The organism is Christensenella tenuis (genome assembly GCF_014287795.1).
Lineage (GTDB): Bacteria > Bacillota > Clostridia > Christensenellales > Christensenellaceae > Christensenella > Christensenella tenuis.
On sequence record NZ_JACOON010000005.1, the window covers coordinates 133,297 to 156,469 of the forward strand.

At 46.5% G+C, this 23,173-nt stretch carries 25 protein-coding genes and 1 pseudogene; 6 read left to right on the forward strand and 20 right to left on the reverse strand.

From position 1 onward, the window contains the following. Positions 1-24 precede the first annotated feature (24 nt). The 17 genes from H8S18_RS10160 to H8S18_RS10235 all read right to left on the reverse strand — a co-directional run bounded on the left by H8S18_RS10160 (position 25) and on the right by H8S18_RS10235 (position 14,071). Positions 25-1,464 (reverse strand): site-specific integrase, encoded by a 1,440-nt coding sequence (locus tag H8S18_RS10160; RefSeq protein WP_186858196.1) that lies wholly within the window; start codon positions 1,462-1,464, stop codon positions 25-27. A 3-nt stretch (positions 1,465-1,467) separates the two neighbouring features. After that, complete coding sequence (locus H8S18_RS10165; protein WP_066523257.1) at positions 1,468-1,674, reverse strand: helix-turn-helix domain-containing protein; 207 nt, start codon at positions 1,672-1,674, stop codon at positions 1,468-1,470. 601 nt (positions 1,675-2,275) lie between these two features. Continuing rightward, complete coding sequence (locus tag H8S18_RS10170) at positions 2,276-2,707, reverse strand: sigma-70 RNA polymerase sigma factor region 4 domain-containing protein (RefSeq protein ID WP_066523541.1); 432 nt, start codon at positions 2,705-2,707, stop codon at positions 2,276-2,278. Between the two features lie 187 nt (positions 2,708-2,894). Next, positions 2,895-4,085, reverse strand: a complete 1,191-nt coding sequence (locus H8S18_RS10175; RefSeq protein ID WP_147554747.1) for a hybrid sensor histidine kinase/response regulator — start codon at positions 4,083-4,085, stop codon at positions 2,895-2,897. A gap of 17 nt (positions 4,086-4,102) precedes the next feature. Beyond that, a complete protein-coding gene (locus H8S18_RS10180) occupies positions 4,103-5,281 on the reverse strand; it encodes a histidine kinase dimerization/phospho-acceptor domain-containing protein (protein ID WP_186858197.1) in 1,179 nt (392 codons plus the stop codon). Positions 5,282-5,797: 516 nt separating this feature from the next. Further along, positions 5,798-5,959, reverse strand: a complete 162-nt coding sequence (locus H8S18_RS10185) for a hypothetical protein (RefSeq protein ID WP_156468699.1) — start codon at positions 5,957-5,959, stop codon at positions 5,798-5,800. 80 nt (positions 5,960-6,039) lie between these two features. Further along, complete coding sequence (locus H8S18_RS15095; RefSeq protein WP_407926965.1) at positions 6,040-6,165, reverse strand: hypothetical protein; 126 nt, start codon at positions 6,163-6,165, stop codon at positions 6,040-6,042. Between the two features lie 245 nt (positions 6,166-6,410). Next, a complete protein-coding gene (locus H8S18_RS10190; RefSeq protein WP_121418994.1) occupies positions 6,411-7,007 on the reverse strand; it encodes a hypothetical protein in 597 nt (198 codons plus the stop codon). Between the two features lie 135 nt (positions 7,008-7,142). Beyond that, entirely contained in the window at positions 7,143-7,343 is a 201-nt protein-coding gene (locus tag H8S18_RS10195; protein ID WP_160295573.1) for a transposase, read from the reverse strand. 29 nt (positions 7,344-7,372) lie between these two features. After that, the gene (locus H8S18_RS10200) at positions 7,373-7,969 is read right to left on the reverse strand and encodes a radical SAM protein (protein ID WP_197502994.1); all 597 of its coding nucleotides are present in this window, start codon (positions 7,967-7,969) and stop codon (positions 7,373-7,375) included. Between the two features lie 40 nt (positions 7,970-8,009). Continuing rightward, on the reverse strand, positions 8,010-8,372 hold the full coding sequence (locus H8S18_RS10205; RefSeq protein WP_066523551.1) for a hypothetical protein: 363 nt from the start codon (positions 8,370-8,372) through the stop codon (positions 8,010-8,012). A gap of 61 nt (positions 8,373-8,433) precedes the next feature. After that, positions 8,434-8,754 carry a hypothetical protein gene (locus H8S18_RS10210; RefSeq protein ID WP_046442380.1) on the reverse strand — a complete coding sequence of 107 codons (321 nt, stop codon included), beginning with the start codon at positions 8,752-8,754 and terminating at the stop codon, positions 8,434-8,436. Between the two features lie 31 nt (positions 8,755-8,785). Then, on the reverse strand, positions 8,786-10,966 hold the full coding sequence (locus H8S18_RS10215) for a serine/threonine protein kinase (protein ID WP_066523558.1): 2,181 nt from the start codon (positions 10,964-10,966) through the stop codon (positions 8,786-8,788). Further along, positions 10,963-11,286 carry a hypothetical protein gene (locus H8S18_RS10220; RefSeq protein WP_186858198.1) on the reverse strand — a complete coding sequence of 108 codons (324 nt, stop codon included), beginning with the start codon at positions 11,284-11,286 and terminating at the stop codon, positions 10,963-10,965. Before H8S18_RS10220 ends, H8S18_RS10215 begins: the two co-directional genes overlap by 4 nt. A 3-nt stretch (positions 11,287-11,289) precedes the next feature. Beyond that, the gene (locus H8S18_RS10225) at positions 11,290-12,609 is read right to left on the reverse strand and encodes a trypsin-like peptidase domain-containing protein (RefSeq protein WP_066523560.1); all 1,320 of its coding nucleotides are present in this window, start codon (positions 12,607-12,609) and stop codon (positions 11,290-11,292) included. Further along, positions 12,581-13,540 carry a PP2C family protein-serine/threonine phosphatase gene (locus tag H8S18_RS10230; RefSeq protein WP_066523562.1) on the reverse strand — a complete coding sequence of 320 codons (960 nt, stop codon included), beginning with the start codon at positions 13,538-13,540 and terminating at the stop codon, positions 12,581-12,583. The genes H8S18_RS10225 and H8S18_RS10230 overlap by 29 nt, the downstream gene beginning before the upstream one ends. Before the next feature lie 3 nt (positions 13,541-13,543). Continuing rightward, the gene (locus tag H8S18_RS10235; protein WP_186858199.1) at positions 13,544-14,071 is read right to left on the reverse strand and encodes an FHA domain-containing protein; all 528 of its coding nucleotides are present in this window, start codon (positions 14,069-14,071) and stop codon (positions 13,544-13,546) included. Positions 14,072-14,288: 217 nt separating this feature from the next. On the opposite strand from H8S18_RS10235, the gene H8S18_RS10240 reads away from it, so the two are divergent. Then, positions 14,289-15,734 (forward strand): response regulator transcription factor, encoded by a 1,446-nt coding sequence (locus tag H8S18_RS10240; protein WP_066739756.1) that lies wholly within the window; start codon positions 14,289-14,291, stop codon positions 15,732-15,734. Between the two features lie 484 nt (positions 15,735-16,218). On the opposite strand, the gene bsh is transcribed toward H8S18_RS10240, so the two are convergent. After that, positions 16,219-17,196, reverse strand: coding sequence for a choloylglycine hydrolase (gene bsh / locus H8S18_RS10245; protein WP_066523564.1), 978 nt, complete (start codon positions 17,194-17,196; stop codon positions 16,219-16,221). Positions 17,197-17,677: 481 nt separating this feature from the next. Between bsh and H8S18_RS15100 the strand changes: the two are divergent. Beyond that, a pseudogene (locus tag H8S18_RS15100) lies at positions 17,678-17,866 on the forward strand (TetR/AcrR family transcriptional regulator); the annotation flags it as partial. Positions 17,867-18,016: 150 nt separating this feature from the next. Here the strand turns inward: H8S18_RS15100 and H8S18_RS10255 are convergent. Together H8S18_RS10255 and H8S18_RS10260 are read right to left on the reverse strand one after the other, a co-directional pair. Then, complete coding sequence (locus H8S18_RS10255; protein WP_186858200.1) at positions 18,017-19,150, reverse strand: sensor histidine kinase; 1,134 nt, start codon at positions 19,148-19,150, stop codon at positions 18,017-18,019. Then, positions 19,147-19,824, reverse strand: a complete 678-nt coding sequence (locus H8S18_RS10260; protein ID WP_046442388.1) for a response regulator transcription factor — start codon at positions 19,822-19,824, stop codon at positions 19,147-19,149. Before H8S18_RS10260 ends, H8S18_RS10255 begins: the two co-directional genes overlap by 4 nt. Before the next feature lie 141 nt (positions 19,825-19,965). Between H8S18_RS10260 and H8S18_RS10265 the strand changes: the two genes are divergently transcribed. The 4 genes from H8S18_RS10265 to msrB are packed head-to-tail and all read left to right on the forward strand — an operon-like array spanning position 19,966 to position 23,143. Further along, a complete protein-coding gene (locus H8S18_RS10265; RefSeq protein WP_162938984.1) occupies positions 19,966-20,118 on the forward strand; it encodes a CD1871A family CXXC motif-containing protein in 153 nt (50 codons plus the stop codon). A 25-nt stretch (positions 20,119-20,143) separates the two neighbouring features. Beyond that, complete coding sequence (locus H8S18_RS10270; protein WP_186858317.1) at positions 20,144-21,046, forward strand: 4Fe-4S binding protein; 903 nt, start codon at positions 20,144-20,146, stop codon at positions 21,044-21,046. Beyond that, entirely contained in the window at positions 21,043-21,993 is a 951-nt protein-coding gene (locus tag H8S18_RS10275) for a TlpA disulfide reductase family protein (RefSeq protein WP_330598762.1), read from the forward strand. The genes H8S18_RS10270 and H8S18_RS10275 overlap by 4 nt, the downstream gene beginning before the upstream one ends. 37 nt (positions 21,994-22,030) lie before the next feature. Beyond that, positions 22,031-23,143, forward strand: coding sequence for a peptide-methionine (R)-S-oxide reductase MsrB (gene msrB / locus H8S18_RS10280; protein ID WP_186858201.1), 1,113 nt, complete (start codon positions 22,031-22,033; stop codon positions 23,141-23,143). Positions 23,144-23,173 lie beyond the last annotated feature (30 nt).

Sequence of the window (23,173 nt, forward strand, 5' to 3'; positions counted from 1 at the left end):
TTGCTCATAAATTTTGAGTGCAATTCAGGTCGCTTTCTGCAACACGGGTAAACAAGCGTAAAGTTTTTTTGCTAAATCCGGCTGTTCGACTAACTCCTTAAATAACCTTCGCAAGTCAAAGTCCTCTGTTACCCGTTTTTGTTTCAGCCGCCCATAAAAATCATTTTCCACTTGTATAGATAACTTTCTTCTATCTTCTTCGAGAACTTCGTCATAGTGGTCAAGAATCGTTGAAGCCGATGTCTGTCCGCCTTCGCCTCCGACAACCTGCACATCATAGTTTGTTAACCTCAATTTATACATTGTTGCAGATTTTCGTAATCCTTGCATATCAATTACATCTTCCGCACTCACCCCATCACTTTTTTGCCACTTCTTAAATCGCTTATCCATTGTCCGGGGTTCAATCGGATCACCGTTTGGGAAACAAAGGAGCAAGCCATAGTCATGATAATCCTTGCCGTAATATCGCTTATCTTGCTCGATCTGTTGCAAACGTTTCTCGATTTCCTCACACAGTTTCATGTTTAGGAATCCTTTGCGCTCACTTTTTTCTGTCTTTGGCTTTTTTAGGATCATCACAGTCTTTGCGTCCGGTTTCTTTTTCGGGAAAATACGGATAATATCATCTTGAGCAAGCTCTTCAAGGGCTTCTGTTTCAACACGCTGAAGCGCTTGACTGATTTGGAAGTATTTATTTGCCAAATCAATACCTTCAGCATCCGTTCCCACAACTTCGCCCGGTCGCATATTGCACATAAATGCAAGATGTACAGCTAAATGCAAAACGGGATCATTAATTTTTTCCAAAGCATGCTGCACCTGTTCTTTTTTCCAGAATTTTCGTTTTGCATACTTATATGCCGGGGCTTGATCACTGCTTATTGGATTTCGCTTCGTATATCCCCATGTTTCCGCATCCCGAAAAGCAGGCCGGATAATATTAAATACTTTCATTAGCGAACTTCCTTTAAGAGTAGGTATTTGATCTTCACTCTTTTTATAACTCTTTGCGCCCCTGCATTTCTTTTGGCTTAATTGAAAGAAAAAATCTTCTATTGTTTCCGGTGTAATCTTGCTCACAATCATTTTTCCGAAATATGGCTCGATGTGATTCCTAATATTCCGCTTCAAACCTGCGTACGAACTTGGCTTCATTCGTACTTTATGCGCATGCCGCTGTGCCCATGCCCAAATAAACTCTGAGAATGTTTTGCACATATTATCATTTTTAGAATAATGCTTTGTTTTTGTTCCTGCTTTATTCGCATTATACTCATTTACTAACTGTAGCAGCGTTTTATCATCATTCTTCCATTTCAGAAATTCAATCATCTTTGCTCGTTCATCGGCTTTATCCAGGTTGCTATATGCTTCATATTGTTGCCTGTTTATTCCATTTTCGTCTTTATAATAGAATGTGAACGTATATTTTTTACCTCTTTGTTTTATTGAAATTGCCATTTTCTATACCTCTTTCGTATTAGCCGATTGGGTTCCGCTGGGCATCCATGCGTCAAATGATGCTTTGTTGATACGAAGCCCTCTTTGCCCTACACGTTCTACTTGAAATTTATCTGTGGATTCACAAAAGGCATAAGCGGTCCTCGGCTTCATATTTAACATTTTTGCTACTTCTTTGACCGTATAGACGCGAGAGGAAAGATTTTCCATAAATGCACTCTCCTTTCTCTCACATGGCAACTTTGTTTCGTACAAATAGGCACCTCCTTTCAAAGATTTGGCAGATGCTCTTATTATAGTCCGAAACAATCTCCATGCAAAAAAAACTCATATTTCCAAATTACAACAAAGAGGTTTGATAAATTCAGAAGTTGGGGCAGACTATTCGTGCTGATATTCAGATCAGAAAATCTGCCCCCACTTTCCATATTCTATTCCGTTATCATTCGACACTACTTCCCATAACGGACGGGCAACCGTCTGAACCGGCGCGGGCAGCGCCACATTGGAATCTCACCACCCTGCCAACGGCAGGGGCACGCTCTGGAACTTGATCTCGACTACGCGCAAGTATCATGATAGGCTGTATAGGTCATGGCATACTCCCAGCCACGGAAGTTTCCGGACGTTGACATTCCCGCTCGTGCCTTTGATGTTATCTTATTGACGGGAATATTCCCGCAGGCAGTCCTCGCGTGTGCGTTCTTTTGCTCGCTATGCAGCTAACGTATTCAGACGATTGGATATTTCGTTTTTATCGGAAGAAAAATACTCCCTTATTATTCAATAGAAAAACACACCGTTTTTTGTCTCAATCTTCTAAAAAATTTTTTATTTTTTTGCGGATCGTTTTTTCTGACTTTTGAACAGACCGTAATACAGCAGCGGCATCGGTTCCTTCAATCCGCGCAATATCTTTCAGTTTCATTCTCAGTACATAGTAGGCGTAGAACCTTTTCAGCTGCTTTTCCGGTAATTCCATAATGATAGAATAAAGAAATTCGCGCAGTTCCTTTTGCTGCATGATCTCTTCCGGCAGCATAGGGGAGTGCAGGGCAAATCGCTCGATCCCATCCTCCCGGTCAAGAGAATAGTATGCGCGGTGATACCGTATTTTTGCATATCCCGCCCTTTCTCTTTTTGTTTCTTCCCATAAAGCAGTAACTACATCATCCGGTAGAAAGACATAAGTATCTTTCGTATAGAGAGATGGATAAAACTCCCTTAGATTCACTTTTTTCATAGTAACCTCCATTTTGTCGCTTGTTTGAAAACGCCCGATCAAAATGGAGAAATGGAGGTGCTCGTGCCCTATAAAAGGACATACAAAAAGCACCTTTGCGGTTTAAGATTGCAAAAGTGCTATATTTTATATGTATTTTTTTAAGAATATATTGTTTATAATATATTTAATACTCTGAAGGTCGAATTTATTGTAGTATACCGTAATTTACGATAACCGCCGTAAAAACGACCGCCACCATGGACATCAGCTTAATCAGAATATTAAGGGACGAGCCGGGCGTATCCTTGAAAGGATCGCCTACCGTATCGCCGACAACGGCGGCCTTATGCGCTTCACTGCCTTTTCCGCCGTGCGCACCGCCCTCGATATATTTCTTCGCGTTATCCCACGCGCTGCCTGAGTTGGACATCATAACCGCAAGCACAAAGCCCGTGGCCGTTGTGTCGCCGAGCATACCGATGAAATTAATCCTTTTCTCCAGCGGCTTTGATTCCAGCAGGGTAGTCTTTATAAAAGGCCTGAGCCCGTAGAAAAGTGTAGATTTAAATAGCGGCTTGGAAAGGAAACCGTTGACTCCAGCCTTGCGCGCTTCTTCCTCGATTTCATTCCAATCGTAAGCAGTCACAATCCCATCCATTCCCGGCATTTTCCAGTCCAGTAATACAATCTGGCAACCCTGTTTCTCTTTATGGTGCGTCGCCGCTATTTCAACGGCAGTCTCGCCGTCTAAGGCATAATCCACCTTCACGCCAATCTTTTTTAACGAAGAAGCGGCACTGTGGCAAAGCTGCTCGTCATCGTCTACCACCAGCACATTCCAAGCCGAGAGAAGCATATCTTCTTCTTTTTCCGTATTCCTTTCCATATCCAAAATAATGTGGAATTCCGTGCCTTTATTTACTTCGCTTTTTAATTCTATCGCTCCTTTCATCGCGTCGACAATATGCTTGGTAATCGCCATGCCAAGACCCGTTCCTTCAACTTTCTGTACGCGCTTGGTATCCTCACGCGCGAAAGAATCGAAAATATTCTTTTGAAATTCAGGCGACATACCGATTCCAGTGTCTCTCACCCCAAAATGGTTGCGCACATAGAATTCTCCTAACGGCGAATCCTCTTGTGTCAATGCTACATGAATAGTTCCTCTCTCCGGCGTAAACTTGATTGCATTGGAAAGTATGTTTAAAAGCACCTGGGTCAGTCGCGTGCCGTCGCAGTATACATGTTCAGTCTGTATGTTTTTAATAAAAATATCGAATATCTGTTTCTTTGCCTTGATCTGGGACTGCACTATATTTGTAATATTATCCATCACTTCACGCAGAGAAAGTATATCCACATTCAGCATCATCTTGCCGCTCTCAATCTTCGACATATCTAACACATCATTGATTAACCCCAGCAGATGCTTGCTAGACAGGGCAATTTTTTCAAGCAGTCCTGCAATTGTATCCGGTTGTCAAGATGTGTCGAAGCTATAGCTGTCATTCCCATAATGGCGTTCATCGGCGTTCGCATATCATGGCTCATACTTGAAAAAAATGTACTTTTGGCTCTATTTGCACGCTCCGCTTCCTGCCGTGTCTCTTGTAAAAGCTTTATCTGTCGCTGGGACATTCGGAAAAACTTATAATATATTAAAAGCATTACCGATAAAATAATGACACAACCACTGATGGCAGTAAAAATACGTTGATCAAGCAGATGAGATATAGGTTTATACAGCAATTCATAAGGAAGAACTGATACCAAATACCAGCCGGAATATCCCAGCGGGGTAAAATGTGTATTGCGGATTTCATCTTTGATCTCTGCAACCATGGAATATTCCTCCCCCGCTTCTATCGCTTTTGAGATCCTCTGTATTTCTCCCTCGGGGGTTCTATTGTCGAAATGACCGTAATAGAGCACACGGACGAAATACGAATCGGAATCTTCTTCTGTTGCATCGGCATTTTTTATTACATATGTCCCGTCATTGCGGGTGATGTGAGAATAAATACGGGTTTCACCGATATCGAGCGAGAGTATATCTATAAGAGTCTGTATGGGTATACCTGCAACAAGCGCAGTGCTATTTTCACCATTTTCCATGGGAAAAGAAACAGCCGTTCCCAGTAAAAGAAGATCATCGCCTGACTGGTTCGTGCCTTCTGTTACCTTTTGCACGTCTGCGCTTAGCGCATCCATAAAGGCACTTTCTTCGTCTATCTGTATGGGTTTCCCATAAATAGCTTCGTAGCTGCCGTCATCAGCATAAAGGCCAAGATAACTGAATCCAAGGCTTTGGGCACTGGCAGCCAAATTCTCTCGCAGTTTCGCCGCGCCTATATCATTGCGCATATTGCTCCATACAACGCCTTTCAGCTTGGACTGGTACAGATCAATTACAGTGGAAAAATGCAACGAGATTTGCTTGCCCATTTCGGACATATAAATTTTCCCTATATCACTAATCGTCCTGTCATTTTCATTGACCATATAGAAAGTTATCCAAGTAAATATAGCAATACATAAGATTAATATGCCTACCAAGCTACTCCACAAAAAGCGCCGAATTTTCTTTCCCATGAGGCCTCCTTTACCTCACAAATAAAAAACCGTCTACCTGTGCAAAGTTGGTTTCTTTTTTACCAACTAATTAGCCCCCATATGAAAGAAACCACTTAGCTTTGCAATGCTTTTTTCTAATAATCTATACTTGTTATCTATTTTTACAGCAAATTTTGTAGCGTGAATGAATTATAATGGTACCTGCTGATGCCTCTTGCCGCACAGAATTCTTTTTACAAAAAAGCGGAATATAATCCGCTTCTAAAAACAATTTTTACTTCTTTATAATACAATGTCTAAACGTAAATTTCAAGAGCTTCAATATGACAAATATTTTACTTGCGTTCAATCTTCTATTTGTAATATTGGTAAACGTCTTGTTGTTTTCTGGACTATTTACCCCTTAATGAGGCTGATTTTTTCTCTTTTTTGTATTTTTTCTTTTGACCATGCTTTAGCTTTCTCCCGATTCACAGCTTGAATTTGTATACTTATCAAACATCATTAGCGCAAATACATTCTTTTAGACCTCCCCTAAAGCTTGATACACTTTTTTGCGCGATAACGGCAGATATACCGTTCGCCGGATTCCTCCTGACGCTTGTGCCCATACATCGCCTCCACGATCCTGTCCGGTACTTCCACACATTCTTCTGTGTACCGCAGGTAGAAATCCCACATCTTTATCATAGCCATTGGCCTTTTTCTCTATTTCTTTTTTCTCAGGCGAAGTGATGATACTTAGAAAATCAAAGCAAAAAATAATGACATAGGAGTTATCCCAGATACCTTATCATGCGTTTGATGTTCAAGGCAGTAGCGGATAGGAGGCAATGGTCTTCTGCCGCTTCCTTACCTCGCCTTGTCAGGCGCTTTAACCTGTGTATCAACTCCTGCACCACAAAATTTCCCTCGCACCATATCTGTCTTAAATCTAAAACTCGTTTATGGGCAGGCGTGTCGTCTGTCTTCCGTTACTGACTCACCGCTTCTTCAAAGATATTTACCCGGATGCTCCGGCTATGTTGGCTACTGCTTACGCATTGCTCCAGTATCACGCAATCTCAACAATCTTTGCGGATCGCCCGATAGACCTTGCAGATATTGTAGCACTCTCGCTCCAGACTCTTCAATTTCAATATCCGGCTTATGGGCAAACAAAGTAATCATTCTCTTCATCATCGTATCGAAAATGTTCACGTTTTAGCTCTGCCTTGTATGTCTCACCGTCTGTTGATTTGGGTGTGTGCAGCCTGATTCCCATGCGCTTCATTTCGTGATAGATCAGGCTAGTTCCATAACTCGTGTCAGCTCCCGTGTCCTGAATATTTAATCCGATGTGGTTACACATATATTCCACACGCTCAAGGTACGGTTCCAAATCGTTTACATTTCCTGCCGTCACCGCCACGTCCACCACGATCCCATGTGCCGCGTCCACACTTTGGTGACGCAGGTAATGTATCCCCAAAGGTTTCCCCGGATGTCTCAGCATTCCCGCGTCCGGGTCGGTCATATTGTATTGATTGTTTTCTTCACCAATGCTGGTTTCCATTTCCCGTGCGGTACGCGCTGGGGCTTGATAACTTCCGACATTTCTGATATTCTCCGCTTCTTCGTATCGATCCAACCGTTTTATGTAATCGATGGTTTTACGTTCCACCAATACTTTGACATTCACTTTAAATGACGCATCCGCTTTTGCATGGGCGGAGTGGGGCAGAGTGATCTTTCCATCAACCAATCCTTTTTCTATGCATTGCCGCAAGATATGCTCAAGCAGGCGACAAAACAGATTTGTTCCATTAAGCGGGCTGCATCTGTTTTATGAAATCGTTGAATGATCCGGCACCCGCTCATCTGAATCCAGCCCCAGAAGTCAACGATAGGCCATATTTACCTGTATCTCCTGCTCGATGCGCCGCTTCGACTCTATGCCATGCAAGTATCCCACCAGCAAATACTTCCCCAACACCACCGGCTCAATACCAATACTCAGCCTGCCGTTGTCCGAGCTGTATAAAGCCCAGACTTCATCACAGATAAAACGGAAACCTACGTAAAGTAATCTTTGAATCATTTGATTCTGCATTGATTCGGTATGTTCATTTATTCTGCATTTAGCCTTCCCGGTTGCTTTATGACATACCGGAAAAATTCTAAGTTGGAGAACCCCATCTTTTGAAGTATATATGCGCTATTTTTTTGATCGTGTTCCGTATTATATTTAGGAATCAGGGGGACACGGATACGGACGCTTCCCATATCCATCGTATTCCGAAGTATGGCAAGATTCCTCTTCATTACTTCGGCATTCTGCCCGGTATAGCGTTCGTAGATTCTATTGTCCATGTCCTTTATGTCTATAATCATACTATCCGCTACCTGCGCCGCGGTAATAACAGCTTCTGCCGGGGCATAAAGGGAAGTCTCTATATTTAGTTTCCATCCGGCAGGCATGAGTGTGCGGAACATCTTGATAAACTCCGGGTAAAGCAACGGTTCTCCACCCCCAAACGTAATACCGCCGCCTGTTGCCAAAAAATACAGATTATCCTGCTTCACCTCATTCAACAGTTTTTCCGGCGTATATTCGCATTGATTCGTTTCTTGCTGCCGCGAATGCGGATTCAGACAATACTGACATCGGAGTAGACAGCCGTAGGCCGCAACAAGCGTCGTAACACCAATACCATCTGTTGTCATCCGATGACGCTCCAAAGCAATCGTTGGAAAAACCGTTTTTTTATTCGTTTTGTTCATTTATCAAGCTGTCCGCAGGAACTTCTCCCTCAAGCGACGTCCATTCTTCATCATCATAACTTTCTACGGGCGCGCAGCCTCTTTGAAACCGAGAGTCACTTTCGGTACAGCCGATACTGCCCAATACCAGTCCTGTCGCCAGTGCGGCTATGGCGACACGTTTTCCCAACTTTTTACGCCGTTCAAGTTGTTCTTCCAAATATCGTACTTCCGCTTCACAACGCGGACATGTGCCTCTACATTCACCCTGAAATTTACAATCCCTCGTTACATATTCGATTTCGTTCTCATCTGCTATTTTTTGCCGTATTTCCTTTAAAATCCTGCACTTATCTTTTCCGTTCATTTTCGTTTCCTCCATGTTTGTTTATCCGAAACAGCGGACAACCACATCTGCCTTATGATTTTTATTCTCTGGCTGTGGTGTTGAGTTCATTCTCAATATGCTGAATAATACTATCCCGCAAGAAGACGAGGGTGCGTCGCTGTCCTTCCTCCGTCAATTCCGGCGCAGGGTAGAGTATGGAAATATGTATGATAGAGGCATCCCCCTGTTCCGTCACCGCAAAAGCAAACTCACTCAAGTTATCAAATACGTTTATTTGCGCTTTGATATCTCCCACAAGTTCCTGATCATAAATACCATTTAGTTTATCTAATGTATCAAAAATCGCATAAACCGCCATACGCCGCGGGCAATTTACCGTTTGTTTGATGACCACTGCCATATCATAGCTCCTTTCCGTCCCTTGCGTCCGGTCAAACCGGACGCAGGGAAGACATTGCATCACGTCTGACACTATTTGCTGTCTCTACATTTGATTCCTGAACCCTGCTGGCAACGACATATATCTGCCCATTGATCTCTGCTGCACCGAATGCAACGGAAGAAGATTGTAATGTTCCTTCCCACATTGTCCATTCAACGCCGCCCCATGTATCTATATATGGCTCGTTCAACGCCGCTCCCAAGTTTATGTGGGTGTTATAAAAGAAATTACTCGCTTCTTGTGCAGTCGCCGCAATTGTAGAAACATTTTCCACCTCTACAAATTGTGTTTCATCTCCTGCAAAAGGATATAGAGCGACGCACGATATAACCGGCCCATCGAATTTCACATTAACAATAGCCGGTTCTTCCTGTATATAATCTGCGCTATACAGAAATTTGAAGCCCAGCTCTTGGTTTGAATACAACCTGAACGTCGTATCGACAGGGCCTGTAATCATGAAAGTATCCATATATCCGCGAAGCGCTGCGTACGCTTCTTCATCATCTGCCGTACAAGCTCCCATGATATCATATAATCCAAAACCATTTTGCGTTTCAGCAAAAAGGAGTACCACGTCAATCTCTCCGCCTGTTTGCTTTGTTGCGCGGAGGTCGATCTGGTAGGCAGGCACGTCTCCTATTTGTTGCGGCCCCGCCGTTTTGATTTCATATCCTGTTGTCCCCATTTCCTCTGATGCCCACGCTGCGATCGTTTCTACATTGTTCTCGACGTCGTTTATGGAATAACAAGCCATATAGGGCTGATAGAAGTATAGCTCAACGCCAAGAGCCATACGCGAATCCGGGCTCGTGAAAGCCCAGCTTTCCGGATCTTCCGTCCAGTCAGCCGGGACGGAGATTTCAGCGCCATAACCAGTAATATCATGGGTTGTCATCTCCATAGCCGGAGCGTCCGTTTCCGGTGTTGTCACCGGGGCGCTGCCCTCTGTGCTTGGCACGACCAATTCCTGTGTAGCGGCAGGGGCATTCGTTCCACCGTTAGAGGTTATAGGCGTGTTCTTCCCATTGTATACTCCCGCCGCAGGGAAAATCACCGCAAATACTAAAATAGCCGCGGCAGCTCCTACAATCATCCAACGTATCAACGGATTTGTTTTCATAAAATCCCAAAAGTCGCTTCTACCGTCCGCAGGAGCTATCGTCGAGGCACGTTGCGTTACGCCTGCCGTTACGCGTTCCGTTACCGATACCGCTTTTTTACCGGACAGCGCATCAATAAACGCACGCATATTAGCATACCTATCCTCTGCTTTGACGGAGAGTGCCTTCAATATTGCATTTTCCATTGATGTAGGCAAGCTGATGCCCAACTCGGAGGGCTTTTTGATCGTATCGTTGTGAATGCGCTCGATTGAGTCCGGCGGCACTATTCCAGTTACACATCGGTAAAGCGTAGCTCCCATCGCGTAGATATCCGTCCACGGCCCCTGATTTCCGTGGCTGGAATATTGCTCCTCCGGCGCATATCCATGTTTTAAGATAACAGATACGCTTTTGTTGTCACCCATGGAAAACCGTGCCGCGCCGAAATCAAGCAATCTGCTTTCTCCTGATGCTGTAATGTAGATATTATCCGGGCTAATATCCCGGTGCATCAGATTCAGGGAGTGAACTTCGCACAGGGCCTCCATGACAGGGAGCAGGATTGCAAGCGCCTCAGTATAGGAAATACTGCCTCCATGCTCTGCAACATATTCTTTAAGGCTCATTCCCTCGATATATTCCATTACGAAATACGCAGTATTATTTTCCTTGAAATAATTTTGTACCGATACGATGTTAGGCAAATTTTGAAGTTTGGCCAGAATACGTGCTTCATCCAAAAAGCGTTCCATTCCTGCCGCATATTCCTTTTCCACGCGCCCGGTGAGTGTAACCGTATATCCGTCTTTATACCTCGTCGCCATCCCTGACGGCATATATTCTTTGATTGCTACCTTAATTTCCAGCGTCAGGTCGTACCCAAGATAAGTAATCCCGAAACCGCCTACTCCCAGCACCTTTCCCGCCATATACCGTCCGTTTAAAATTGTCCCCGGCGGCAGCGCTAAAAACGGTTGTTCCTCTGTATCGTCATATCCGCAGTATGGGCAGACTCCCGGCTCTTTTTCCCGGAAACAGCCGTAACATACTTTTTCCAGATTCATATTTTTTCCTCCATCATTTCTGCCAACACCCAAAGCCTGTCATCAATATATCTCGCTCGTTCGATATGGCGCAGGGCCATATATTTAAGCCAATGCTCCGCATCCGCAGCTTTCAGGAAGTCTACTTGTACTTCCAGCGACTCCACATAAAAACCTTCAGTACACATCAGCAGACCTTCGCCAGGTTTCAGATCCGGTACAATCTCTTTTGTTGTAATTTCTCCGTTGGCACTAAGATGATATATTTCCGCGTCTTCGCGGGAGGCATATCCAGCGCATGCCTTCTGTATTTTCCCATTTTCCAAGTAATATGCTGCCATTTTCTACTCCTTTGCAACAATAAATTTATTGGCATTGTTACACAGATAGAACGTATCTCCCGTTGCCAGCTTTTCAGCGACGGATGCAGGCAGTTTCTTTCCATTTCCAAGAAACGTTCCGTAGGAAGATCCGTTATCCATCAACAGAAAATAATCCCCGGCTGCATCATAGGAAACTTGGCAGTGATTCCCGCTGATCCCCGGCGTACTCTTATCGAACACAATATTACAAAGGTTTGGATCGCGTCCAAGCGTAACCTTTCCTTTGGAGAGATCGAAGCTCTGTCCGGCATATTTCCCAGTGACGCCGCGTAGCAGCGGTTTTTTGCCTGACGGGCTGTTTTTTGCCGGTTTTCCGGCAACAAAACTTCCCTCGGTATCCGCCGCTGACAGAACCGACGTTTTTTTTCTGTCCATAACCAGAAATACAATTCCGAGGATAAGCGTTACACCGCCAATTACGACAAAGGTATACAACATCCAGTTTTTTTCACCCATCAGCGTGTATTCGATACGTTCCTCGTCCAGAATACGGATAAGCTGATCCGCAACGCTGGCGTAGTTTACGCTAGTGTTGATATTTACCGATTGCTCCTCCGTACCGATCTGAGTAACGAGCCCCGACGTGTTTACACCAATCACATTGCCGTCAGCGTCCACCAGAGGTCCACCGGAATTGCCCGGATTGATGTCTACGTTCATCTGGAACGCTTCGTAGCCCGTTCCCGAAACCGACGCGCGCTTACTGATAACACCGTCTGTTATGGTAACGTCGTCGATATCATAGCGGATATTCTCTGCCAGTGTATCCGATACACCCGGAAATCCCAGAGCATAAGCTGTTTCTCCCGGCTGCACAGTATCAGACGGTCTGATGGGAAGCGGGATGCGTTTGTCTGTCGGGCTTGGAACTTTCAAAATAGCGATATCCTTTTCCTCCGGGCCGGAATAATATAAAACCTGCGCATCTACAAAATCATTCTCGGCACCGGAATAAACTACCGTTACCTTCCCGCTATACGAGGGATCTTGCTTGGGAACGATATACGCATACTGCACCACATGCCCGTTTGTTACAAAATATTCCACGGGCTCTCCCGGTTTACCGACAGCCCAGCATGTTCCGCTTCCAGCCGCAACAGGGCTACCGGAAACGTCATATAATACCTGCTGCACATAGGCCACGCCATTACGCGCTTGAGCAGGTGTCATGCCCATGCTGCTGGCAGCAGATATTCCGCACAATACACAGCTTATCGCGAAAACGCAGAACAAGGCGATTGCCATAATTTTTTTAGTCGATATTTTCTTTTTCGTTTCCATCTTTATACTCCTCCGTTATTTTTCCGTGATACCTGATGGCAATCACCGTATAATTATCTTGATTTGGGATATCTGCCGAAAGAATATCCCTTTCCAGCTTTTTGCAACATTCTTCGGACGAAAGAGCCATCGCTTCCCGAACCTGCGTCAATGTCAGCGTATCGCTTACGCCGTCCGAACAAAGCAGCAGCGTGTCTTCCGGCCTAAGCGGCAACGGCATGCGGTTATGTTCACACACTATGGTTTCCTTCCCAATATATTCGGAAAGCGCCGCAGCCTGTGGATCTATAAATGCCTCTTCTGGCGGGAAAGCTCCTTCTAATGCACGGATTAAAAGATCGTTCTTATATTCCTGTCTCATATTCAGTGCGTAGAGCTTTTCTTCGCGCAGCAAAAAAAGGTCGCTGTCACCCACGCACCAGAAAGACAAGGTCCCACCTTTCACCAACGCCGCGACGAGCGTCGTACCTCCATGTCCGCGGAACTGACGATAAACATGGGAACTTATCCTGTTGATTTTCTCTTCCGGTTCGCTACAATCTTGCCATGGGAATATACGCAATAGCTCAGACACAACATACCCGGCAATCATGCCGCCTTCGGCCATCCCCCCCATACCATCGCATAGCACCGCAAGCAGCCCGTTTTCCTCATAATTTTTCAACAGACTTGCACCGAAAGCGTCCTGTTGCTCCTCCCGTTTTCCAAGCCCCTGAAGATTAGCAATCTCAAGATTGGGCTTTACCTTTGGCTTCTCCGTAACAGAAGCCGTTTTCCGTTCTATTCTTTTTGTTTTTTTCTGTCTGTGCTTCCTGTTTAGGAAAGCTAAAAGGATGATAACGGCGAGAGCGCATGCCGCGACAAGCATCCATAGCCGAAAAGAGCCGTCCTCCGTCAGAGGCGTATTCAGCCATGCAATTATATTTTCCATTGATCAATCCTCATTCTGCTCTTCGTCGTCCCAACGGAAATTTTCACCGCATAGCGGCAGGAACAGCAGGCGGCTTTTTCCAACTTCTATAATATCGTATGCATGGAGAGGTTTGGCTACTTCAACCTGCTCGTCGTTGCAGTAGGTGATCCCACGCCCCTGACCGGGAGAAAGCGTAAAACGGTTATGCTTCGCGTCGTATGACACAAGCGCATGGCTTTCACGGGAAACCGTGTCGTCATCTGTCAGCGACACGTCCATAGCAGAAGCCCTGCCAATAAAGTTTCTCCCAGCGCATAGCTTGAAATCTTCGCCGCGATGCGGGCCTTTGATGCAGATCAGAAAGCCGACCGCCGGATCGATGCCGATTTTTTTCTGGATGATCCCTACCGTTTTTCCGCGATCAGCCTCTCCTGTGCCGTATCCGGGTACTGCGGCTACCGTTTTCCCTACTCCTGCGCCTTCCTGACAATATGGACAGGAATCAAATCTTGCTTCGTCATAGAAATGACCATTATCGCACTGTTTCATTTTTCCCTCCTAAAATATTGGTTTTGTCGTTTGAATATCTTAAAAAATGCTTTCCCTTATTATTGCTTTTCGTATGATGAGATGGTAGGCCACATGAGCGCCAAACTATCAAAAGTATGTGGCACAACAGCGCCAAACTGTTTTCAGACGGTAGGAATCAACTGAATTTCAATGTATAATAAATGATGTAGATATGATATTAACAAGGAATCGAAGTATGTGGAATGAAACAAAAACGGAACTGGGAAAACCAGCGTCGCTGACCGCCGTACTGATGATGGCTATTTTTACTTTTGTATTTTTGGGCGCGGAATATTTGTATGTCGATATGGTTTCTCTTTTGGCAAAGCCGTCAGAGGCTATTAACGCACAAAATTACATATTGGGAGTAAGCGCAGCCGGTTTTTTCGTTTATCCATTTCTGGACCGCTTGATCAAAAAAACATACCGAATCATTTTCCTGTTTATCGTAGTAATGACATCAGTCGTATGTATCTTTGTGATCCAGCAGTGCGTCTCTTACTTTACAACGTTGATATTCGGAATCATTTTATTCTTGCTGCTTGGTATATTCAGCGGCAAGGTCTACGATATGGCCGCCTGTGCAATAGGGGAAAACAATTGTCTTGCCCGTTTGGTAGGGATATCGTATGCGCTTGGAATACTGATTCAGTTTATCAATAACAATCTAATTAACGCGGAATTGGCAGAGGCGATTGTGCTTTCTGCTTTTTTGAGTATTCTTGCCTTGCTGTTTATGAGGGCAGAGCGGGCGCGCAGGAAACCTGTTGCTTCGCAAGAGAATGAACGGGAAAAAATGGTTGTTTCTCCGGCACGGGTAACAGGCAGGCTTACGACCGGTATTTTTCTCGCTCTGTTAGTTGCGCTTATGGCATGTATTTTTAGTACGCTCGATAACGCGGTTACGCTTGAACACGCGGCAGGTACGGATATCGGACAATGGCCGCGCCTTCTTCTGGCAGCAAGCGGGCTTACGGCAGGTTTTCTGTTTGATTTGAAAAACAGGAAATATATGCCTATCATAATGTACTGCATTATGTTGATGTCAGTCATGTGTGTCGTATTTCCTAAATTCGGTATTCCATTCTTGGGCGGATTATTTATATTCTACTTGTCTTCTGGTTTTTTCGTCGTCTTCTTTACCGCCAGTTTCATGGAGCTTTCACGCTATATGAGGATTCCGGCACTGTGGGCCGGTATGGGGCGTACCGCAAATAATATCAGCGCTGTTTTGATTACTAATTTTTCGATTGCGCTGCTGGTTTCAGATGATCGCTTTGCAACGGTTATCTCTGCGCTGGTTTTGTTTATGGCTGTCAGCGTTGTAATGTTTGTCTATATAAACCGCAGGAATAACGTGATAAAGAATACATTGGCGGATAAATCCATAAATAAAAGCCGGGGAGAATACTCTCAAAAATTTGCAGAATCCTTTTCGCTGACGCAGAGAGAGCATGAAGTATTTGAGCGGTTGATTTCTACCGAAGAGAGTGTGCAGGAAATGGCGGATGCCCTTTATATGTCGCGTCGCACCTTGCAGCGATATATTGCGTCGATTTATGAAAAAACAGGGACGAAGTCCCGGCTAGGCCTATACCGGCTTTATGTCGATTATGTGGCAGAACCACAAATCTACGAATGAAATCTCTCTATGCTCAAAGCATAGTTTCAACATTTCGTTTATAAAGAAAACAAAAAATATCTCCACTGTCGTAGCAATACTTAAAGCCCCGATAATTTGTCAGAGTGCCATTTGTATGAAGTGATAAATCGGGCAGTCTTCGCCGCTGCAATCATGTCCCGCGTGAAGGAGTGGTACACCAAAAAAAGAATAACGAAAAACATCGCAACGGCTATTTTACATTTTCTGTTCTTCATAATCCGTGCCATAAGATAACCTTAACTCTTAATTCAGTACCTGCTTATTCTACACTTGTTATTTGCCATTACTGCAACGCAGGAATGCTCCTATTTCAAGCACAAATAGGCTGCCCCGACTTTCATTCTGAGGCAGCCTGTTCAAATTCAAAATATTAGAAAATTTTTAGATATACCACTATCTCGCACCTAAAAGAATAATATAAAAGCTATGCAAAGATTATTTACAAAACTTATGTTTAAGGGTATTAGTAATTCCGATAGTTAATCTGCTGTTCTTTCATAAGCGGATAGCTTATTATAGTGTTTCCGTCCAGATTTTCTTTATACATATCAACTGCTGTGATCTGGTTGTTTTCATAAGTTGTATAGTAATAAATCCCCTTGTCCATGTTACAGCAGGAAGAATAAATTGTTATTTCATATTTATCTTCACCAAGATGTACGCAGCCTCGTTGCTGCTCTACCGAGCCAAGAATGTGAAAAAATTGGCTGATACTTTCCGATTCCGAATCACCGGAAACCGAGTTCATCTTTGTAAACGCTGCTTTCACGAATCTCGAAGCGGATGATAAATCTCCGGGAAGGCCTATCGCCCCCATACCCCGGCTATACTGTTCAAGTTCCAATTCGGCAGCAAATGTATTTGCAGGGGGTTCTTTCGATAAATGCATATAATTATTGAGATTAAACATCTGATAGTCAAAGGTAGGATTATTTGTCAGAACTCCTACAGGGTTTTCGAAAACTTTCAAACCATCTTTTGTTGATTCTACTACAATGGAATCTCGCTGGTCAGAAATCATCCAATGTAATGGAGAAAGCGGCAGCTCTTCACTAAAGTTCAAATTTACCAAGTTAATCTGTTCTAAGAGAATTCTTGCTTCACTCACACTTGCACATTGACCGAGTATCCATGGAATAAATTCAAAGGGAGCAATATTATCGTATCCTTCCTTCACTTCTTTATAGTCCGCATTATCCGGGAAGTTCAGTCCTGCCATACTGAGACCCTTTTCATTTGTTGCATCGTAGTAAAGCGGAAAGTCATCAACTATATAAGCCATCCCTATCATTGCATAATGATGATTGAGCACTTTTCCATTACGAAAATGGAACGGATAATATTTTGGTGTAACCGTTACTGTTTCATTATAAGAAAATTCCAGATCCAGATTTCTTCCAAAATAGTGATCCTTTGTATAATACGTTATTGCTGTACACATTTGTATCGCCTCCTCAATAACCTTTTACTACAACATGTTCGATCCTTTTAGATCTATTGTAAATTCTGGAACAACCTATGCTCTATCTAAATATATTTTATAAACGCTTTATAATTATTTAAACTGTCACGCAAATGAAAATAATCGACATATTTTGCAATAGCTTTTCCAATACAATATTAAATTTTTCTATATTATTTATTATTTGTCCTCCAAAATAATCTATACGAATTGTTTGATGAGGACAAGCTGTTAATTCAAATTATAGAGTCGATTTAAAAAGGGCTATTTTCTTTTGCATGTGTAATTTTTAGATAAGGGCGTGGGGAAATTTTTAGGCACTATTATGAGACATTTCATACTCAAAATCTTGACAATAAAGATCAAGATAACAACATTACGGGGAGGAAGTTATATTGATTGCAGAATATGATAAAACACATGGCGATACCCTTAAAAGTGCCAAAAGGAATTCTTAGAATATAGTTTTACCGGAGTATCCTTGCGCCAGATCATGGCCGGTGCTAACCTTACAACAGGTGCCCTTTATCGGTATTTCAAAGATAAGGATGATTTGTTTTCGGTACTTGCTCTTCCAGTGTGTAAAGCCTTTTTAGAGCAGTACGTTTTAGTTGGCGACAGATTATCTGGGAAAGCTCGATCAATCTGAAATAGAAACAAAGAGGCCCTTGGGTAGGGGCCGCCAAAGGATAAAATGTGGTCACCGCGCTATTCGATGTCTCCTTAAGGAAACTGCCATAGCTGATTAGCTCTTATAAGGCTAGATCAAACCACTTGTTTAATGGGGAGTTTTGATTTATTACGCTGGGACTTCCACAGCAATGGTGGTTCCTTCCTCTGTGCTCTTCTCGACCCATACGGAACCACCATGGAGATTGGCAATCTCCCATGCTAGCGACAGCCCCAGCCCTGCGCCGCCGTATTCCCTGCTACGGGACTTATCTACCCGGAAGAAGGGCTGGAAGATACTCTGCCGGTATTCTTTCGGGATGCCGCAACCGGTATCCGTGATGCGGATGAGAAGGCGCTTTTCCTCCTGGGATATGGAAATGCGCACTGCGCCTCCGGGACGGTCGTACTTGATGGCGTTTTCCGTCAGGTTGAAAAGCATTCGGTAGATCAGCGTGTCGTTGCCGGTCATGGCGCCGTCGCCCTTTCGCTCCAGCGTGATATCGTTTTTTTCCGCCAGCGGCGCAAGATCCGCGAAGATCTCCTCGATCATCGGTCCCAGCTGGATTTGGTCGGTACGCGCTACTGTTTGAAGGTCGCTCATTTCCAGTAGCGTTTTTGTCATCTGCGCCAGCCGCTCCGTCTGCTCCTGCAGCAGGGAGAGAAATTCCGCCGTCTCCGGCAGCACATCGGGATGCTCCGCGGAAAACAGATCCAGCTGCGCCTGCATCAGCGCCAGCGGCGTGCGTAGCTCGTGGGCGGCGTTGCCGGTGAACTGCCGTTGAGCGGCAAAGGCGTTGTTCAGCCGCTCCAGCATCTGGTTGAAGGAGTGACTCAGCTGCCGAAACTCCGGCAGAACATCCTCATTGATTCTCATATCCGCCAGATTATTCAGCTGCACCTTCTCCACCTGAGAAGCGAAGCTGCGCAGGGGTTTGAGGGCGCGCCCGCTGACAAAATAGGCCAGAATGCCGCTGAGCAGTGTCACCACAGCCGTGATGTACCAGTTGGTCGTACGAAAACGCCCCTGTGCTCCATTGACAACGATGGTCAGATCCTCGTCAGGCGTTATGAGCTGCGGATCAAAGCTCTCTACCCCTTCACCGTTCATAATAATAGTGCCGCCGCCCTGCAGGGTGTCTGCGATCGTGTCCATATAGTACACACCGGAGGAGCAGAGCAGCAGATTCATGGCGACGCAGGTGATGCCGATAAGCAGGACGGTCATCAGGGTGATGCGCCATTGCAAAGATATCTTCCTCATGTCTCCTCGCCTCCCATCAGATAGCCCTCGCCGATACGGTTGCGGATGGGGTCGTAACCCAGGGCGACCCGGAGCTTTTTGCGCAGGGCGGAGATATGTACCCGAATGGAGTTGCTGAAGCTGTCCACGCTGTTGTCCCAGACATGATCCATCAGCTCCTCCTGACTCACAGGCCGCCCCTGGTGCACCATCAGATATTCCAGAATGCCCGTTTCCTTGCGGGTCAGCGTCAATGTCTGCCCGTTGACGGAAGCGGTGCGGGAGCGCGTGTCAAAGGTCAAGGCTCCGCAGGTCAACAGCACATCCTGCTGGGTGAACTGCCGCAGAGTCAGGCTGCGAATGCGGGCCTCCAGCTCGGCTAAGTGAAAGGGCTTTGCCAGATAGTCGTTGGCGCCCGCATCCAGCCCCTCCACCTTGTCCTCCACCTCGCTGCGGGCGGAGAGGATCAGCACCCTCGTCTCCCGGTCTGTCTGCCGCAGGGTGCGCAGCACCGTCATGCCGTCCTTCCCCGGCAGGTTCAGATCCAGCAGGATGAGATCGTATTTTTCAACGGCGATCAGCTCCAGCGCCTTCTCCCCGTCGTAGCAGTAATCTACGCTGTAGGCCAGCCGCCGCAGGCTGCGGACGATGGTCTCGCACAGGGCGCGTTCATCTTCAATTACTAAAAGGTGCATGAGAGCCCTCCTTTTTATTCTTCATTTTCATGTTGTTCTTAAATTATAGCAAAAACAGATAAGGTTTGCGTTAAATTTTCGTTCTTAACAGGGATTTTAACTTTCTCGCGTTATGATGGTGGCAGAAAAAACGAAAGGGTGATGGAATTGAGTCATGTAAAAAAGACTGCGGCGCAGGCCTTGCTGCTGGTTGCGGGAATCGCCATGCTGTGCTTCGGCGTATGGCGCGGCGAGGCGGCGGCGGTGCTGAGCAAAGCAATCAAATTATGTCTGGAGTGTGTGGGCATTGGGTAAGAAGTTTTCGGGCGTGTCACAGACTATGTCCCGCTTCCGGGGCTGGATACAGGCGGGGGCAACTTTATTGACCAACCTGCACCTGCCGAATTTCCTCAGGGGTGGACTGTATCAGGGCGCAGGGAAAACCGTCTGTGTGCCGGGGTTGAACTGCTACTCCTGCCCGGCGGCCTCCGGCGCTTGCCCCATCGGGGCGTTTCAGGCGGTGGTAGGGTCTTCCAAGTTCAGCTTCTCCTATTATATCACAGGCTTCCTCATTTTGCTGGGAGTCCTGCTGGGACGCTTTATCTGCGGTTTTCTGTGTCCCTTCGGCTGGTTTCAGGAGCTGCTGCACAAGATTCCCACGAAGAAGCTGTCCACGAAAAGGCTGAAGCCGCTGCGATACCTCAAGTACGCCGTTTTGCTGGTGATGGTTTTGCTGCTGCCGGCATTCCTTGTGAACGATGTGGGCATGGGCGACCCTTTCTTCTGCAAATACCTCTGCCCGCAGGGCGTGCTGGAGGGGGCCATTCCGCTGTCCCTTGCCAATTCCGGCATTCGGGCGGCGCTGGGCAGCCTGTTTACATGGAAGTTCAGCATCCTGCTGGCGGTGATTGCGCTGAGTATCGTATTCTACCGTCCCTTCTGCAAGTGGCTCTGCCCGCTGGGCGCGTTCTACGCGCTGTTCAACAGGGTGTCCCTGTTCCAGATGAAGGTGGACAAAAACAAGTGCGTCTCCTGCGGAAAATGCGCCAGAGCCTGCAAAATGGATGTGGATGTGACAAAGACGCCCAACCATACAGAGTGCATTCGCTGCGGGATGTGCGTCCGAGCCTGTCCGACCAACGCCGTGTGCTTCCGCTACGGCTTCGGAGACGGTAAAGATAAAACAAAGGCGGCAGAACAGCCGCAGAAAAACAACAATAACAAGGAGGAACAAAACGGATGAATAGAATGAATACTGCCGGCCGATTGCTGGCGCTGTTGCTTCTCGCACTGATGGTGCTGTCTCTGGCAGCCTGCGGCGCAAAGGGCGGCGACAAAATGGATGGGATGAGCAATGAGCCGAAGAACGCCGAGGAAGCGGCTGCCATGCACAAAGATCTGCTGGCACAGGAAAATGCCATTCTCTCGGAGAACACAGCGCTTTGGGAAAAGGTATTCATGGCGGCCGACAAGGGCATGACCATGCAGGAAGACGGCAAAAACTACGGTGATTTCCTGCTCAGTACAATCGAATCCGCCAAGGATCAGTTTACGGCGGATGAGCTGAAACTGCTTCAGGAAGAAGCGGAGAAAATCCGCGACATCGAAAACAAGCTGACCATGATTGAGAAAAAATACCCCGAGGCGGCACAGCAATCCATGGATGGAACCATGAGTATGCCTGCGGGCAGCGACATGACCACGCCGCCCGATGACGGCAGTATGCAGAAGTTCCCTGCATTTGAGGGTAAAGACTTGGATGGGAACGCGGTGAAGAGCGATGAGCTATTCTCCGGCAACGCCGTCACCGTAGTGAATTTTTGGTTTACCACCTGCAATCCCTGCGTGGGCGAGCTTGCCGAGTTGGATGCGCTGAACAAGGAGCTTACTGAGAAGGGCGGCGCGCTCATCGGTGTCAACACCTTCACACTGGACGGCGACAAAGCGGCAATTTCTGAGGCGAAAGATGTACTCGCCAAGAAAGGCGCGACTTATCAGAATGTGTATTTCGCTTCCGACGGCGAGGCGGGAAAGTTTGCCACGAACATCTTTGCTTATCCCACCACCTATGTGGTTGACCGCAACGGCAACATCGTGGGAGAGCCCATCACAGGTGCCGTCACGGAAAAAAAGCAGGCGGAGACGCTGCAAAAGCTCATCGACCAGGCTCTTGCCGCCGATATGGGCTGACAAACGAATTTATCTCCTCAGAAAGGAGTAAACCGCCATGTATCGGAGAGTATTACCGCTTCTGCTTGCTGCGGCACTGCTACTGAGCGGCTGCGCCGCAGCACATAAGAATATGCCGCAGAAAACGGAATCGAAGGAAATGGCCGGGCATCCCTCTGATATGTCCGGCGAGGAGAGCATGTTTATGGATACCACGGAAAATGTCATCTATCTGGCAGGCGGCTGCTTTTGGGGACTGGAACAGCTGATGCAGTCCATCCCCGGCGTTCTGGATACCGAGAGCGGCTACGCCAACGGTACCTGCGAGGCGGACGCCGACTATCAGACCGTCTGCAAGGGGAACACCGGCTTCCGGGAGACCGTGCGGGTGGAATACGACCCCGAGCAGATAAGTCTCGACGCCCTGCTGCTGGCCTACTTCTACGTCACCGACCCTACGGTAGAAAACCGGCAGGGCAACGACATCGGGAGCCAGTACCAGACCGGCGTCTACTACACTAACGAAAGCGCGAAGGAGACGGTGGAACGCATCGCCGAGATTGAGCGGGGACGCAGCGAGAAGTTCTTCGTGGAGATCGGCCCGCTGAAAAACTACTATCCCGCCGAGGAGTACCACCAGGACTATCTGGAGAAGAATCCGAACGGCTACTGCCATATCCCAAAAGCGGAGATGGAGCTGTTCTCCAAGCTGCGCATCGATCCGGGCGACTACCAAAAGCCCGCGGCGGAGTCCGTCCGGGACAAGCTGACGGCGGAGCAGTACCGGGTCACCCAGGAGAGCGGCACGGAGCGTCCCTTCAGCAATGAGTTCTGGAACCAGTTCGAGAAAGGCATCTATGTGGACATCGTTACCGGCGAACCGCTCTTTTCCTCCACGGACAAGTTCGAGAGCGGCTGCGGCTGGCCCGCCTTTACCAAGCCCATTGAGGAGCCTGCCGTGGTGGAGCTGGAGGACCTGAGCCATGGTATGCGCCGCACGGAGGTCAGAAGCCGCGCTGGAGACTCTCATCTCGGTCATGTATTTACCGGTGATCCGGAATCGCCCAACGGCGTGCGCTACTGCATCAACAGTGCGTCCCTCCGCTTTGTGCCTTATGCAAAGATGGAGTCCGATGGGTACGGCTATCTCCTGTACCTGTTTGAGGAATGATATCCAGGTGCATACACATCAACAGTAAAA